This window comes from Pseudomonas sp. Q1 (genome assembly GCF_009935975.1).
GTDB classification, from domain to species: Bacteria; Pseudomonadota; Gammaproteobacteria; order Pseudomonadales; family Pseudomonadaceae; genus Aquipseudomonas; species Aquipseudomonas palleroniana.
Genome location: NZ_QODI01000001.1, coordinates 77,433 through 92,318, shown reverse-complemented (window position 1 = coordinate 92,318; position 14,886 = coordinate 77,433). Strand labels below are relative to the sequence as shown.

General features: G+C 59.2%; 14 protein-coding genes and 1 tRNA gene. 5 read left to right on the top strand and 10 right to left on the bottom strand.

Going from position 1 to position 14,886, the window contains the following annotated elements:
• Nucleotides 1-19: 19 nt before the first annotated feature.
• Nucleotides 20-736 (bottom strand): Crp/Fnr family transcriptional regulator, encoded by a 717-nt coding sequence (locus DK870_RS00325; RefSeq protein WP_161547628.1) that lies wholly within the window; start codon nt 734-736, stop codon nt 20-22.
• Nucleotides 737-944: 208 nt separating this feature from the next.
• Between DK870_RS00325 and DK870_RS00320 the strand changes: the two genes are divergently transcribed.
• The 3 genes from DK870_RS00320 to DK870_RS00310 all read left to right on the top strand — a co-directional run bounded on the left by DK870_RS00320 (nt 945) and on the right by DK870_RS00310 (nt 2,121).
• A tRNA-Arg gene (locus DK870_RS00320) sits at nt 945-1,021 on the top strand.
• Between the two features lie 459 nt (nt 1,022-1,480).
• Nucleotides 1,481-1,732, top strand: a complete 252-nt coding sequence (locus tag DK870_RS00315; RefSeq protein ID WP_104995167.1) for a hypothetical protein — start codon at nt 1,481-1,483, stop codon at nt 1,730-1,732.
• A 35-nt stretch (nt 1,733-1,767) separates the two neighbouring features.
• Nucleotides 1,768-2,121 carry a hypothetical protein gene (locus tag DK870_RS00310; protein ID WP_158683653.1) on the top strand — a complete coding sequence of 118 codons (354 nt, stop codon included), beginning with the start codon at nt 1,768-1,770 and terminating at the stop codon, nt 2,119-2,121.
• Between the two features lie 940 nt (nt 2,122-3,061).
• On the opposite strand, the gene DK870_RS00305 is transcribed toward DK870_RS00310, so the two are convergent.
• From DK870_RS00305 to DK870_RS00270, 8 genes are all read right to left on the bottom strand, one after another.
• Entirely contained in the window at nt 3,062-3,355 is a 294-nt protein-coding gene (locus tag DK870_RS00305; protein WP_161547627.1) for a hypothetical protein, read from the bottom strand.
• A 9-nt stretch (nt 3,356-3,364) separates the two neighbouring features.
• A complete protein-coding gene (locus DK870_RS00300; RefSeq protein ID WP_060755521.1) occupies nt 3,365-3,988 on the bottom strand; it encodes a LysE family translocator in 624 nt (207 codons plus the stop codon).
• Between the two features lie 51 nt (nt 3,989-4,039).
• Nucleotides 4,040-5,344, bottom strand: a complete 1,305-nt coding sequence (locus tag DK870_RS00295; protein WP_104995164.1) for a SidA/IucD/PvdA family monooxygenase — start codon at nt 5,342-5,344, stop codon at nt 4,040-4,042.
• A gap of 9 nt (nt 5,345-5,353) precedes the next feature.
• A complete protein-coding gene (locus tag DK870_RS00290) occupies nt 5,354-5,821 on the bottom strand; it encodes a GNAT family N-acetyltransferase (protein ID WP_161547626.1) in 468 nt (155 codons plus the stop codon).
• On the bottom strand, nt 5,818-7,071 hold the full coding sequence (gene ectB / locus DK870_RS00285; protein WP_218580370.1) for a diaminobutyrate--2-oxoglutarate transaminase: 1,254 nt from the start codon (nt 7,069-7,071) through the stop codon (nt 5,818-5,820). The genes DK870_RS00290 and ectB overlap by 4 nt, the downstream gene beginning before the upstream one ends.
• A 344-nt stretch (nt 7,072-7,415) precedes the next feature.
• Complete coding sequence (locus DK870_RS00280) at nt 7,416-7,982, bottom strand: hypothetical protein (RefSeq protein WP_161547622.1); 567 nt, start codon at nt 7,980-7,982, stop codon at nt 7,416-7,418.
• Nucleotides 7,979-8,551: an RNA polymerase sigma factor gene (locus DK870_RS00275; RefSeq protein ID WP_161547620.1), complete on the bottom strand. Its 573-nt coding sequence runs from the start codon at nt 8,549-8,551 to the stop codon at nt 7,979-7,981. The genes DK870_RS00280 and DK870_RS00275 overlap by 4 nt, the downstream gene beginning before the upstream one ends.
• Nucleotides 8,552-8,792: 241 nt before the next feature.
• Entirely contained in the window at nt 8,793-10,433 is a 1,641-nt protein-coding gene (locus tag DK870_RS00270) for a VWA domain-containing protein (RefSeq protein ID WP_161547617.1), read from the bottom strand.
• Nucleotides 10,434-10,729: 296 nt separating this feature from the next.
• Here DK870_RS00270 and DK870_RS00265 point away from each other — a divergent pair, with 296 nt between their 5' ends.
• Nucleotides 10,730-11,341, top strand: a complete 612-nt coding sequence (locus DK870_RS00265) for a hypothetical protein (protein WP_060755517.1) — start codon at nt 10,730-10,732, stop codon at nt 11,339-11,341.
• A gap of 15 nt (nt 11,342-11,356) precedes the next feature.
• Entirely contained in the window at nt 11,357-11,944 is a 588-nt protein-coding gene (locus DK870_RS00260) for a hypothetical protein (protein WP_104995159.1), read from the top strand.
• 136 nt (nt 11,945-12,080) lie between these two features.
• Here the strand turns inward: DK870_RS00260 and DK870_RS00255 are convergent, their stop codons facing one another.
• Complete coding sequence (locus DK870_RS00255) at nt 12,081-14,651, bottom strand: autotransporter outer membrane beta-barrel domain-containing protein (RefSeq protein ID WP_161547615.1); 2,571 nt, start codon at nt 14,649-14,651, stop codon at nt 12,081-12,083.
• Nucleotides 14,652-14,886: the final 235 nt, after the last annotated feature.

Sequence of the window (14,886 nt, the reverse complement as noted above, 5' to 3'; positions counted from 1 at the left end):
CTGGGGAACACCGCGAGGGCTAATTCAAGGCAGATGCCTTGCGCCGCAAATGCTCCAGGTCGTTGATCACCATCCGCTCCAGGCTGCCGCTGATCAGGCCACTGCGGCGCCACAACTGCAGTTGCACATTGAGTTTGGGGCGACTGGTATTGAGCATGGCCGCCAACACTCCTTGGTTGGCGGGCAATGACACGCTGGGCATGGCCAGAGCCAGGTCGATCTCATCCATATTGGCCAAAAGAAACCGCGCCAGCCGCGACTCCAGCCGATGCAGGCAGACCAATTCGAGCAGTTCGATGGCATGCAGCAGGCGCACCATCATCAGCATCAACAGACGCCGCAGAAACACCGGTTCCTCAAACAGCGGAGCAAAATGTCGACGCCCCAGTTGCAGCAAGCGCGTTGGGCCGCCGGCAAAGGTCGAAGACTCACGACCATGGTCATTGATCAACGCCGTCTCGCCCACGACCTGCCCGGCAACCATGCTGCCGATGATCTGCTCGCGGCCATCCGGCCCGTGAACCACCGAATAGATCCGGCCCTCCACCACCAACGCAATAAATTCGAGAGCGTCATCCTTGAAATAAAGCAGCTCACGATCAACCAGCGTGCGCTCCACCATATGGGTGGCGACGTAGCACAAGAGCGGCTCCGGCAGCCCACGGAATAAATCGGAGCGGGCGAGCAAGGTCAGTCTCAGCGGGAGATCGAGCATCACGGTTCCTTTGGAATGCATGCGTTCACCTGGCCAGGGGGGAGGGAATTGCGGCGCCACAGCGGTGCTGGAGCCACAAGAGCAAAGCAAACAAAGGGACGTACGGTAGGAAGAGTTGTGAAAGATAATGGCAAATAGCCGCTTTTGGCCCTGACACTGCCTACGATCGCCAGTGAAAACACCGGCATGGACGCATCTGGCCGACATGGGTATGATGTCGCCCGCACAAGCATCCGTAGCTCAGCTGGATAGAGTACTGCCCTCCGAAGGCAGGGGTCGTGGGTTCGAATCCCGCCGGGTGCACCATATAGCAGTCTCGGGCTGTCTCAGACAGTCTACGAAACACCCCAAGAAGCCCGCCCCGTGCGGGCTTTCTTGTTTCTGGCTATACGTCCCTGTCTATCCCTATAACTTCCCGCCTGTGTGCCCACGTGTTTGCTTTCATTCCTATAACTGGAGGCATACAGGAAGTGAGGCGCACTGAAATCAAACGCCGCCCCTATCAGACACCACGCTTGCAGGCCTGACACTCCTCACCATGGTTGACGCTATGCAGGTGTTCACTATCAGCAACAGATACAGCCACCTTTACCGACGCTGTAACGATGGCCCTTTTTCTTCAAGTTCCTTTCAATTTCAACGATTGAAATTTCAGTAACTTCCAATGCCTCCCACTAACTCGATCCCGCGGGTTTCATGCCCCGTGTCCTCAAGATATCCTCAGGGTCCCCAGCGACTTTTTTCACAACCTGCCCGAGACCACCGATGAGTAACCTTCAGAAGCTGATAGAAAATGCCAAGTCGGGCTTATCTGTTCAGGAAAAAATCTCTGATGAGGATTGGCAAGCAATCGCTAAGCAATGCGGAGCCTCTGAAATTGCAGAGATCGAACAGCGTATTGCCAGGTTACGAGCCGAGTTGGAAACGGTTGAGGAGTGGGACGGAGATACCCAAGATGACATACATCTTGCGATTTCCAGGTTCACCCAATTACTAAGGTCCGCGAAAGCACGGTAGCGATGCTAGTGGCGATGGAACCACAAGGATTCAACATGAATACATTCCTCATAGGCTTCACTTACCACGAGCCCGAACGCTGGGAGTTGTTTCAAAAAGGCATCATTGAAGACTGCGAGTCATCCACCGGCGTTTACGTCACGGCCCCCACGTTGAGGGAGGCAATAGCGTGGTCAGAATGCATTGCTGAGGAACTCCTGCGGGCATCCAACTCGGACCCTTCCCTTGACTGGAAGTCATTGGGTTATGACTGCTGGGTAGTGGAGGAGCCCAGCAACTCTGATTGGAGTCATTGCCTCGCCTTTTTCCAATCTGTCGAAACAGGTGTTTTTCCAGATCTTGAGAAGATGGGGACGAGCGCTTACGGGAAGTGGGTCGAGGGTCGTTGAGGTTCGCACACTTAAGCCTGCGAGCCCCGGTGAAGCGATCTTCACAGCCCATTTCTTTTGTGACGAACAGCGTTGGATACGTAGTGCGGGGAATTACCAGGGTGCGTCCGCGGTCCTTCATCATCGTGGCTAAATCGAGCGCCCTCAACGAACATGAAAAGAAACAGTACGCTGCACCGTGTATGCCTAACCGAAACACTACCGGCCAGCCCCTTATAAACCGGCACCAAAAGCCTCCAGTTCAAACGACGCCGGGGCACCAAAATGATGTTTCTGGTTGTCTTCCAATGACTACGAAATGCCCCACAAAGCCCGCCCTGTGCGGGCTTTGTTGCTTCTGCTTATCTACAGTCATCTCTCCGCATACTTCAGCTCTGTGTATCCCCCAGTATTTCCTTCGGTATCTCTAGAACCCAGGGCATACAGGGACGTGAAATGTTTAGAGATCAAGCGAAGCCGCTTAGTGAAACCGCATTGGCAATGCATAGGTTGGAGATGTCAAACGATGCCGGGGATAGTCCAAAGCGGCTTCCAAGGTGTCTAGAAAATCCGGGGCGACTCAAAAAGCTAAATCTCATAGTCCTTCACACTTACAGCTCAGCGGACTACATGATTTCAGAATCTCCGCCAACTACTTTCCCCAACCACTTGCCTTTATACAACTTTGCGAAGCGACTTATTCAAGTGAAAGAGTCATAGACACGGCAGGAATGGCTTTCGAGAGGCGTCACGCGCTGCTTCTACAACAGCCCTCAGAGCTCATCAACCTCGGGTGGCCGCTGCAGGATTAGCCTGTACTCCAAGGAGTATCCCTTCGAACAATGACGGAGAAATAATCTAGTTTTTTCAATCGATTATGATCCAGGTTAGAAGCGCGCTGGGCACCAGATATGAACGAAAAAGCCCCAGGTCGAAAGACCTGGGGCTTTTTTGTGGGTGCTCAGCACGCCCATCGAAAATCCTGGAAGTGCGCCCTCCTCGCAGGCACCGCAACCACCGGTCGCTTGCTGGCCTGCAGCGAGGCGGCATAGCTGATGCCCGGCCCCAGGCCATCGACGATCTGGAACATGCTCTCCAGGCTGCAATCCAGGATCAGGGCCATGCCCGAGTAGTCCTGGCCCGGTGTGGCCAGCGGTTCGCGCAAGGCCAGTTCATCCGGCGACAGGTCGATCAGCAACCAGCTGCGGTATTTGAAGCGCACACCTACATCCCTGAGTACTTCGTTCCATTCCATGACAAAGCCTCATCGACTGGCAATCAGTACAGGGATGGCGTTGTTCAGTGAAAACGCGACGAGAAAGACCGCCAGCCCGACGTCGATCTGCCGCGTGTACTTGAGGAACAGTGCCTTGATCGGGCCTTGGCCGAACAACAGCGCCACCAGTGAGTACCAGATGATTTCCAGGCTCGAACACAGCATGACGACCAGGACTTTATCCAGGTCCGAACGCGGTGAAGAGAGAAAGCCTGCATAGATACTGATCATGAAGGCGATGGTTTTCATATTGCTGATGTTGGTGATGACCCCCACCCGATAAGCCTTGGCAAAACTGGTCACCCCCGGCGCCGGGCTTTCGGCGGTGCCGGTGTTTTTCGCCAGCACACTTTTGATAATGCTGTAGGCGATGTACAGCAGGTACGCCGAACCGCACAGCGTGGCGACTTTGGAAAACGCCGGATACTGATGCAGCAACGCCGCCAGGCCGAGCAAAGAAATGGTCGAGAAGAACACGCCGACGGTACAGATGCCCAAGGTTGCGCCGATGCCGGTGGAGACGGACCCCAGCGAGGAAAACCGGCTGACGATGATGAAGTTGGGCCCGGGGCTGATCACCGCCAGGATATAGATCAATGCCGCTGTAAACATGAGAACTCCTTGTAAGAAGCAGCAGCCGGCAACGGCTGCTGCCGGGTTGGATCAAGCCAGCGCTTGTGCCGGTGCCTCGGTCAACGCCAGCGTCTCCTCCAGGGCCGCCAGGATGTGCTCGACCCGCAGGGAGATCAGGCTGAACGAGCCGGCATCCCCCAGGCCGTGGGAGCTTTCGCACAGCCCGTTGAGATACACGGCGGGCAAGTCGTCCAGTGCGGTCAGGCTGTAATCGCGGTTGACCACCAGCGCACCCTGGGTGTCGGTGCGAAACCGTCGGTGATAAGGCGCCAACAGCGGTGGGTAGAGCTCGCCGTTTTCCTTGGCGGCGATGTCCTTGAAGCCGGTGGCGAGCACCACGGCGTCCAGTGCCAGGGTCGAGTGCGTGAGCTGGTTGACCTCCTTGAGCGCCAGTTCCACCTGCCCGGAGGCGCTTATGGACGCCTGCTCGATGGCAACATTGTTGAGAATGTGGATGCGCTGTTTGCCCTGCAGTTTTTCTTCATGGATGCGCACATACAGCGCATTGATCACATCCTCATCGGCCGAGCTGTAGTTCGTCCCGCGCAGCTGCTTGTCCACCCGTGCCTTGGCCTCGGGCGGCAGGTTGAAGTAATAGTCGATGAACTCCGGAAAATACACCTTGTCGCTGAACGGACTGGTGTCCTTGAGGCGGAAGCTGAAGCTGCGGTGCAACGAATAGATGTCCTTGTCCGGAAACCTGGCGGTCAGGTCGAGCACAATTTCCACCGCGCTCTGGCTGGAGCCCACCACGCCGATGCGTTGCGCAGTCGGCGGCAAGGCATGAATACGTTCCAGGTAATGGTTAAGGTGGAACACCTGCGGGCCAGGCAGGCCATCGAACACCGCCGGAATGTTCGCCGTGCGCCCAGTGCCCAGCACCAGGCTGCGCCCGTAGATGACCCGCTGATCATTGTAGGTGACCTTCCACACGGGCTCGCCTTTGACGTTCAGCGGCTCGACGCGCCGGGCGAACGCCGATGATTCGACACTGCCCAGAAAATGCCCGGCCACCCACTTGATGTATTCGGCGTACTCGCGCCGCAGCGGATAGGTCAGCGGCAAGTTGAGGTAGTCGAACAGGCGGCCGGTTTCTTTCAGGTAATTGACGAAGCCATAGCGGCTGCGTGGGTTGCGGGGTGTCACCAGATCCCGCAGGGGGTTGTTCTGGATATCCGAGCCGCTGAGCAACATCTCATCCTGCCAGTCCGGAGCCTGCTTGGCGTCCAGGAAGCGGTAGGTCAAGGGTGAGGTGGCTTCTTCGAGCGCGATGGCCAGCGCCAGGTTTGAGGGGCCGAAGCCGATCCCGACGATATCGTAAATAGTCTCTGACATGGAAAGCTCCTATCCTTGGGCGCGGGCGAGTGGAAGATGGTAATAGTGGTAGGCCGTGTTCTCGATAAAGCCAAAGCGCGTATATAAGTTTCTGGCCCGTGGATTATCTTCGGCGCCTTCAATAAACAACTGTTTGGCATGAGTGCTCAGCGCAAAGTTGCGCGCCGCCGTCAACAAGGCCAACCCAACTCCCGCACTGCGCTTGGAAGCTTCTACATATAAGTCATTCAATATCCAGAGACGCTCCAGCGTGACACTGGAAAAACTCGGGAAGAGTTGGGTAAAACCGATCACTTCGTTATCTATCTCGGCCACGATAATGATCGACTCGCCCAAAAAGAACCGTTGCTGGATAAAGGCCAGTGACCGCGACAAGTCGGGGGCCTCACCATAGAACTCACGGTATTTGTCCAGCAGCGGCGCGATGGCCTGCGCGTCATCCAGGGACGCATGTCGGGTAACAATCGCTTGGCTCATGGCGCGGTTACCTCGGCGAAAGCTTGCTCCAGTATCTGCAGGCCCTGGGTAATCTGCGCCGGGGTGATAGTCAGCGCCGGGAGGAATTTGAGCACCTGATCGTCAATGCCCGACGTCTCAATGATCAACCCACGCAGGTAGGCCTTGGCCGCGATTCGTTGCGCCAGGCTCTTGTCTTCAAACTCGAGCCCCCTGAAGAAACCACGCCCCTTGAGACGGTTGGGCGCCTTGGCGGCGAAGTGTTGGGAAAGCGCCGCCAGCGACGCTTGCAGGAAGTCGGCCTTGGCTTTCAACGCTTGGGTAAAACCGGTGTCGCCCCAGTAGTGCTCGATCACCGCTTTGCCCGTGACGAAGGCCAGGTTGTTGCCCCGGAACGTACCGTTGTGCTCGCCCGGCTCCCACACGTCCAGATGCGGCGCGAGCAACACCAGGGCCATGGGCAAGCCGTAGCCACTGATGGATTTCGACAAGGTCACGATATCCGGCGTGACCCCCAGGGCTTCAAAGCTGAAAAAGTCACCGGTACGGCCGCAACCGGCCTGGATGTCATCGATGATCAGCAGGATGTCGTGGGCCTGCGCGATGCGCTGTACAGCCTGCACCCATGCGGCCGAGGCACTGTTCACTCCGCCCTCGCCCTGCACGGTTTCCAGCACGATCGCCGCCGGCTTGTCGATACCACTGCCGCTGCGCAACATGTTGGCCAGGTAGTGCGAAGTGTCCACGTTGTCGCCGAAATACTGGTCGTAAGGCATGAACGTCACGTTGTTCAGGGTGACCCCGGCCCCGGCGCGCTTGCGTGGGTTGCTGGTCAAGGCGAGGCTGCCCAGGGACATGCCATGGAACGCGTTGGTGAACGCCACGACGTTCTGGCGCCCGGTGTACTTGCGCGCCAGCTTGATGGCCGCCTCCACCGCGTTGGTGCCGGTTGGCCCAGGAAACTGCACCTTGTAACGCAGGTTGCGCGGCGCCAGGATGTGCTCCTCGAACGCGGTCAGGAAGGCCTTTTTGGCCGTGGTCTTGAAGTCCAGGCCATGGGTGATGCCATTGTCGGCGATGTACTCCAGCAGCGCAGCCTTTAACACCTTGTTGTTATGCCCGTAGTTCAGGGCACCGGCTCCACTGAAAAAATCGATGAATACCTGACCCTGTTCACTGGTCAGGGTCGAGCCTTCAGCGGTATGGAAAGTGTCGGTAAAGTCCCGGCAATAAGAGCGTACGTTGGATTCTTTACGCTCGAAAATATCCAGGGGTTGTTGAATCTCAGAGACCACCGTGTTTGCCAGCGAGTCATTTAGCGTAGCCGTCATGTAAGGCACCGTTTATCAATCCAATTGAATGGACTTTCAACAGGTAGAGCGATTTCCCAGTGGCCATGTAGCGAATGCTGAGAAGACTTTAATCCCTTGAAGTCCGCATGCAACTTTTCATCCTATGAAACATGACCCGCTCTGTTGGCCAGCAGGAACAATGACGTCTTTCGCTGATTAAACTAGCAGCAATTGTAAGCGCCGCGACTAATTATAAATTCATATGCTTATGACCCGTTGCCCAGAGGCTGGCGATGGCCGCGGAAGATGCCATCGCCACAGGCTCATCGAGACTGCAATGCCTTTAGCTGCTCCTCGATATTTTGCGAGGGAAAGCGTTGCTTCAACTCGGCCAGTTTTGCCGTCGCAGCCGCTTCGTCCCCTGCCGCACGCAAGCGCAATACTTCCAGCAGCCCCTGCTCCAGCGGCTGCGGCGCGGTTCGTTTGGCCAGTTTGCCTTGGGGCAACGCCTCACTTCGCTGCGGGGCACTGTAAGACTCGGCCTGGGGCGGTGCACTCATAGGCGCAGGCGCAGACAGCGCCGCCGGCGCCGCCAGGCGCCCCTGTGGGCCCTGTGGCCCCTGTGTATCGAGGTCGAGCTCGGTGGTACGCATCACCACGCCGAGCATCAATGCCACGCCGGCAACCGTGGCGAACGCCATTTGCCAACGCGGCTGACGGCAGGCACGGCTCCAGCGCTGCCACAGGCTGAGCTTGGGCGCAGGCACCTCGCGGCGCGCGGTGGCCAGGATGAAGGCATCCAGCGACGCAGGCGGCTCGCCAATGCTGTGTTGACGCACATGCTGGATCAGCAGGTCGTCGGAATCCGGGGTCTGTCGGGAGTCGGTCATACAGGTATCTCCTCGGCCAGCAGGCGGCGCAGTTTCTGCTGGGCGTAACGCAGGCGGCTTTTTACGGTTTCCAGCGGGGCGCCGGTGAGGGCGGCAATTTGCGGCACTTCAAGGTCGCCGTGCAGGCGCAGCAGGAAGACTTCGCGCTGGTCTTCGGGCAGGTCTTGCAACGCGGCGTCGAGCCGCGCCTGGTCGCGGCTCAGGCTTAGTTGCTGCTCGGGGCCGGCGCTGTCGTCGGCCTGGGCGTGCAGTTGTTCATCGTAACTGTCGTGCAACGGGTTGTGGATGCCGTGCTTGCGCCAATGGTCGATCAGGCGGTTACGGGCGATCTGAAACAACCACGTACGAAAACTTGCCCGGCCCTGGGGTTGGGTGGTGCTGCGGATCAGGCTGAGCCAGGTGTCCTGATAGATTTCTTCAGCCAGTTCAGCCTTGTTGCTCAGGGATAGGAGAAAGCGGTACAGGCCCTGGCGGTGCCGCGCATAGAGCCCTTCAAAGGCGGCGGCATCACCGGCGCGGTAACGGGCCAGCAGCGATTCGTCGCTGGGTGAGTCGTGTGAAACGGCCATGGGGTGGGCGAACTCCTTTCTGTCAATCGAAGCGGGTCTAACGGTACGCCAGTTGCAGAACACATCACCTGTAGTGAGCGGGCTTGCCCCGCGCCGGGTGGCGTAGCCGCCCCAAACCCAGGCACCTCGGTCCTCCTGAAATACCTCGGCGTCCCTGTTAGGGCGGCTGCGCCACCCAGCGCGGGGCAAGCCCGCTCACTACAGGTTAGGGCATGCCGCCCAGATTTGGACGGGGTCGAGATCAGGGTTTGAGGTTCTGGGCCAACTCCACCAGTTGCACGAACTCATTGCGTAGGCCGAACGGGTCATCGCCGCGAGCCGAGCGGGCCAGTTTGGCGGTGTCCTGCAAACTCATGCTGCCAGTGTAGCGGCCATCGCCCTTGAGCTGTTGGGCGAAAGCGGCCACGGCAGCCGAGAAGCGCAGGTCGTCGCTGGCCGGGGTGGGCTGGTTGGCGATAGGGCGTTCGATCAACTGGCTGTTGCCGCCCGCAGCGGGCTTGTAGCGCACCCGTAACATCGCCAGCTCGGTGGACTGACCGTCGGCCGCAGGCGCAGCGGCGTATCGCAACGGCTCCAGCCAGCCCTTCTCGCCCTTGGGGACGATTTCGTACAGCGCGGTCACCGTGTGCCCTGCGCCAATTTCACCGGCATCGACCTTGTCGTTGTTGAAATCCTCACGCTTGAGGGTGCGGTTTTCATAGCCCAGCAGGCGGTATTCGCTGACCTGGGCGGGGTTGAATTCCACCTGCAATTTCACATCCCGTGCTACCACGGCCAGGGTCGAACTGAGTTGTTCGACCAACACTTTGCGCGCTTCGCGCAGGTTGTCGATGTACGCATAGTTACCGTCGCCCGCGTCGGCCAGTTGCTCCATCAGGTGTTCGTTGTAGTTGTCTACACCGAAGCCGAGGGTAGTGAGTGATACGCCGCTTTTACGCTGCTCGACCGCCATTTGCTTGAGGCTGTCGAAGTCGCTGACGCCCACGTTGAAGTCGCCGTCGGTGGCCAGCAGGATGCGGTTGATGCCCTTGTCGATAAAACCTTCGCGGGCCATCTGGTAGGCCATTTCAATACCGGAAGCACCGGCCGTGGAGCCGCCGGCGGTGAGCTGATCGATGGCGTTGCGGATCTTCACCTTGTCACGACCCGACGTCGGCTGGAGCACCACGCGGGATTCACCGGCGTAGACCACCAGCGACACGCGGTCTTGCTCGCGCAACTGATCCACCAGCAATTTCAGCGTGCTTTTCACCAACGGTAACCCTTCGCGGCGGTCCATGGAGCCGGACACATCCACCAGGAACACCAAGTTGGCGGGCGCCAGTTCCGCCACGGCTTTATCGGACGCCTTGATGCCAATGCGCAGCAGCTGGGTATGCGGGTTCCACGGCGTGGCAGCGACTTCGGTGGTCACACCAAAGGGCGAGCCGTCGGTGGGCAGTGCGTAGCTGTAGGGGAAGTAATTGAGCATTTCCTCCAATCGCACGGCGCCTTCGGGCGGCAGGCGGCCTTGGTTGAGGAAGCGTCGTACGTTGGCGTAGCTGCCGGTATCGACATCCACGCTGAAGGTGGAGACCGGAGTTTCGGCGACGCGATGCACCGGGTTCTGCGGCAGGTTTTCGTATTGCTCGCGGGGTTCGCTGCGATAGTCCACCGCCGCTGATTCCGGCATCTGCAAGCGCGCAGTCATCGGTGCGGGCGCAATCGCGGCTTTCGCCAAAGCCCCTTGGGGCGCCACGCTTTGCAACTCGGAAATGGGCGCCGACTCATCCGGCGTGGCCACTTGGGTGGACGACGGGCCCCCACAGCCGGCCAGCGCTACCAGCATGGTAACGGCAAAACCTTGGGCGGTAGGACGCAAGAAGAGCGGAGGATGGGACATGGGCTGAACCTCGTGAGTGAATGATCCGTTCACAAGGTCAGACGCAAGTTAATAAGGGTTCGGGTTAATCCGCATGCACCAGTCATAAATGTGCAGTGTTTGAAACGGCAGGGCTTAAAGACACGCCATGCGCATGATATCATCAAGCCATCATCCTGCCAGCAATCGCCGCAGACGCATGAATCTGACGTACGCGAAACGGTACGGCACCTGACGCCTCAATCATCCAAGCCCCTCAAGTTCACGCCCAATCGGTCGAGACACTGGCCTGGTTTATTCATTTATAGGGATATTGCGTGTTGAAAATCCTCATGCGGGCTGCGGCCCTGATCGCCGTTCTGTCGATGACTGGCTGTGTGTCCTACACCGTCACCGGCCCGATTGGCGCCCCGCTGCACCCGGCTTCCGTCAGCAGCCCGCGCAGTGCGCAAATCGCTGATGTGACGGTCAACGCCGTCGGTGTCAACGATGCCAACAAAACCGCTATCAGCCACTCCTTGACGCTACAGCTCAACGAGTATGTGCGCACGGCCGGTTATTTCAAGCAGGTCACCGAATACCCGGTGCGCCTGGGTGAGCAGGATGTATCGCTCAAATTCAACATGACCTCCCTCAAAGGCCATCGCGGCGTGCACCCAGGGTATGTGCCCGGCGCATTGCTGACGCTGACCATCTGGATCTGGGTCAACGGCCCGATCTACGTCGACACCTTCGACCTGGCCGGCGACCTGACGATCGTCGACCGTGACGGCAAGGAGCTGGCCAGCAGCAAACAAGAGGTCAAGTTCGAGCGCAACGTGGGCCTTTACGGTCGCGAATACTGGGCCCCGACCATGGGCGCCAAGCAACTGAACGAACTGGTCGCGCAACTGCTCGACACCGCCACCGCAAAACTGGCCAAACCATAACTGCAGGAAGCCCCCATGAAAGGATTGATCAAGCTCGGCCTGGTACTCGCGGCAGTCTTGCTGACGGGCTGCGTGTCTTACTCGCAACATGAACTGCCGCCGGTTCAAACCTGGCCGCCGACCGCCAACGCGCCTGCGCAGAAACCCAGCGCCTACCTGCGCACCACGGCACTCTTCCAGACTAACGGCGGCCCCGCCAACGCGGCTGCCGGCGCTCCCGCAGCCCTGTGGGAAAAGGCAGTGGCCGATGGCTTTCGCCAGTCCAACCGCTTTGCACGGGTGAGCACCGATAAGGTCGATTCGGACATCTACGCCGACGCTACTTTGTACAACAACGAACAGTTCAGCATGGCCTCGGCGATCATTACCGGTGCGACCTTCTTCATCATTCCGTCCACAGCGAAGAACACCTTCACCCTGGAAACGGTGTTCAAAGACAAAGACGGCAAGGAATTGGGCCGGGTCAAGAAGAGCGAGTCGGTACGCACCTGGATGCACTTGGTGCTGATCGTGGGTATTCCGTTCCAGGCGAACACCCGCGATGTGGTGGACGCGTTGACGCGCAGCACGCTGGATGAGGCCGTGCAGCGCAAGTTGTTCTGACCCAAACGTTCCGGCTTCACACAAACCAAATGTGGGAGGGGGCTTGCCCCCGATAGCGGTGAGTCAGTCAACACATCATTGACTCGTTCACTGCTATCGGGAGCAAGCCCCCTCCCACACTTTTTTGCCGTATGCCTTAGAACGCGTAGCGCGCCTTGAGCATCACGCCGTCGGCATCGAAACCACTGCGCGCCTGGCGGGTGTAGCTGGCGCCGAGCGTGAAGTCCGACACCTGGTAGTTCACGCCCACACTGGCTTCATAGCTGTCACGCGCCACCGACGCGCCGGTCACGGTGAACGCCGAACCGCCAGTCACGAAGCTGGAGGTCTGCGCCACGCGGTCGCCCATCAGGTCGTGGTAGGCCATCAAGGTTGCTTCCGGCTGCAGGTTGCCCGCGCCCATCGGCAAGTTGCCGGCCAGGCGCACGCCCGCACCCAACTCGCCCACTTCATAACGCTGCGACGAAGTGCTCAGGGCCGCCGAGGAACCTTTCTCGGTATAGCCATCCATGCGCACGTTGGAGTAACGCGCGGCCACCCGTGGCTCGATCACCACGGCCTGGGACGGTTTGAAGCTGTAGCCGCTGATCACGCTGGCCGACAACACATTGCTGTCGTAGCTGCCCTTGGCCGTGGTGCCGGCGATATGGCGTTTACTGTCGTTGTCGTTATGGCCGTAGCTGAGGCTGCCGTCCACGAACCAGTTCTGCAGCGCCCAGTTGCCATACAGCGACAGCGCATGGCCTTCGACGTCGGTCTTGTTGCCAAGGTCCGAATGGATGTTGGAATTGAGGTAGCTGTAGGCCACGCCCAAGGTGGTCGTTTCATTCACCCGACCGTCCACGCCCACGGCCATGCCGCTGCTGTTGGCCGAATAGCCGTTGTTGCCGCCGCGCCCGTCCTGATCCATGTTGCTGCTCAGGCCCTGCACCCACACGCCGCCGGTTTGATGGCTGTCGCGCTGGCCAGTGAGGCGGTTGAAGATCGCGCTGTTGACGACAGTCTGGCCCGACAACGCCACATCCAGGGCACCACGGTTGACGTCTGGCTTGAGCTGTTCACTCACCTGAGCAAGCTGCTGCGCCGTGCCGGCGTTAGCCAGGGCCTGGAACACCGCGTCGTTCTGATTGAGACCGCTCAGCACGTCGTTCTTGAAGGTGTTCACCGCGGTCGCTGACGCGGCGCTGGCGCCCACCGCCGCGAGTTCCTGCTGCACTTGCTGGTTGCCTTTGACCGCCACCACGGCCTTGACCGTTTGCGCGTCGGCCGAGTAGCTCAGGACGTTCAGCAGCGATGACGAACTGGCCACAGACAGGCCGTTGTTTTGCAGGCTGGTGGCTTGCAACAGGGTGTACTGCGTGCCGCTGTTGGTGCTGGCGAAGTCGCCCGGTTTGGCGCTAACGGTCAGCTTCGAAGCCTGGGCAAAATTCGCTGCACCGTTGACGGTCAGGTACGGCGTGGTCGGCACTACGCTGTCGGCCAGGCGCATGTCGATACCCGCACCACTGGCGACGTTGAGGTTACCGGTGAGCGTGGTACCGGGCGCCGAAAGGTTCAGCGAGCCGGAGTTGATCGAGACCGACGCGATGATGCGCTTGCCGGTGAAATCAGCTTGGCCTCCGATATTCACAGCATTCAGGTTAAGCAGGTCGCCGGTGATTTGGCCACCGGTCCAGTTCAGCGTGGCGAGGTAGGCGGCATCGATGGCGGTGCCGGAGTTGCTGCGAATTTCGCCCGCTTGCTGGTTGATTTCGAACGGCGAGGTTTGGTACGGCGCGTCGACCAGGATCGCTGTGCTGTCAGCCTTGATCAGGCCACGGTTGATAATGCCTCGTGCGCCCGCCTGTGGGTTTTGGGTGAAGGTGGCACCGCGCAGATTGACAGCGACCGCGCTGGCGCCATTGGCTTCGATCGTGCCGCTGTTGAGCAGATAATCATAAGTACCGGAGTCGAATCGCACCGCTCGGGCAAGGCCACCATTGACCGTCACCAACCCGCTGTTTTCAATGCGCAGGTCACTGGTATCGGTTTCCACCTCAATGCCCAACGCCTCTTCACCCGTGACGCGAATAGTCCCCGAGTTGAGAATCTTGCCGCCGATGGTCACCGGCATATTGTTATGGGTGTCCAGGATCAAGCCGTAGCCGTAGTAGGACGTCACGTCCACCAGGCCGGAGTTGACGACATCGCCGCCTACGGTGGTGCCGTTGAGGTAAATGCCTTCACCGTCGCTATTCGGACCGGAACCCGGTACGTCGACGGTGATGATATTGCCCGAGTTGATCACACTGCCGCCGATGGTTGCGGGCCCCACCTCAAACCCTTCGGCCCAGGTCTGGTTGGTCAACCGGATCGTACCGGCCTGTAGCACATCGCCCGTGATATTACCGCCTCGGGCCCGGAGGTCAGAGTCCAGCGCGCCATCCACCACAAACCCGCGGATGTTCAGGCCGCTGCCATCGATTGTGTAATCGGCGCGATTGGTCAGCGAGCCCTGAATATCCGTCTCGGCAACACTGGCCCCATCGACGTAACGCTGCGTAGCCACCACGTTACGTGAACCGACCAAAGTGACCGGTTCGTTGAACACCTGCCCTTTCCATTTGTTCTGGCCGGTGCTGACATCGAACTCCACCGCAGCAACATGCGCGGCACCGGCGCTGACCATCAGGGCCAACAGGGTTTTCTGGAACGGCTTACGCTTCATTTCAAACTCCATGAACTACAGTCAAAGCCGCCAATACGCCCGGCGGCCGTAGGTGTGCTAAGCGAAGGATCACTTGATCCGTATGCATGCCCCCAGGCGCCTTCCTGAAACGCAGGCGCGAGCAAACGCACCGCAGCCGGTGGTGGCAGAAGAGGGAATGGGGGAGCGAGGTTCACATTAATCCTTAATGTAATTAAAACGCTGCAGTCCATGCAGCCCGACCGGTTGCGGGTGG

Bases quoted from the DNA above. Each gene is read 5' to 3' on its own strand.
- DK870_RS00255 (WP_161547615.1), bottom strand. From the start codon at position 14,651: ATGAAGCGTAAGCCGTTCCAGAAAACCCTGTTGGCCCTGATGGTCAGC.
- DK870_RS00300 (WP_060755521.1), bottom strand. From the start codon at position 3,988: ATGTTTACAGCGGCATTGATCTATATCCTGGCGGTGATCAGCCCCGGG.
- DK870_RS00280 (WP_161547622.1), bottom strand. From the start codon at position 7,982: ATGACCGACTCCCGACAGACCCCGGATTCCGACGACCTGCTGATCCAG.
- DK870_RS00295 (WP_104995164.1), bottom strand. From the start codon at position 5,344: ATGTCAGAGACTATTTACGATATCGTCGGGATCGGCTTCGGCCCCTCA.
- DK870_RS00270 (WP_161547617.1), bottom strand. From the start codon at position 10,433: ATGTCCCATCCTCCGCTCTTCTTGCGTCCTACCGCCCAAGGTTTTGCC.
- DK870_RS00310 (WP_158683653.1), top strand. From the start codon at position 1,768: ATGAATACATTCCTCATAGGCTTCACTTACCACGAGCCCGAACGCTGG.
- DK870_RS00275 (WP_161547620.1), bottom strand. From the start codon at position 8,551: ATGGCCGTTTCACACGACTCACCCAGCGACGAATCGCTGCTGGCCCGT.
- DK870_RS00305 (WP_161547627.1), bottom strand. From the start codon at position 3,355: ATGGAATGGAACGAAGTACTCAGGGATGTAGGTGTGCGCTTCAAATAC.
- DK870_RS00290 (WP_161547626.1), bottom strand. From the start codon at position 5,821: ATGAGCCAAGCGATTGTTACCCGACATGCGTCCCTGGATGACGCGCAG.
- DK870_RS00325 (WP_161547628.1), bottom strand. From the start codon at position 736: ATGCATTCCAAAGGAACCGTGATGCTCGATCTCCCGCTGAGACTGACC.
- DK870_RS00315 (WP_104995167.1), top strand. From the start codon at position 1,481: ATGAGTAACCTTCAGAAGCTGATAGAAAATGCCAAGTCGGGCTTATCT.
- DK870_RS00260 (WP_104995159.1), top strand. From the start codon at position 11,357: ATGAAAGGATTGATCAAGCTCGGCCTGGTACTCGCGGCAGTCTTGCTG.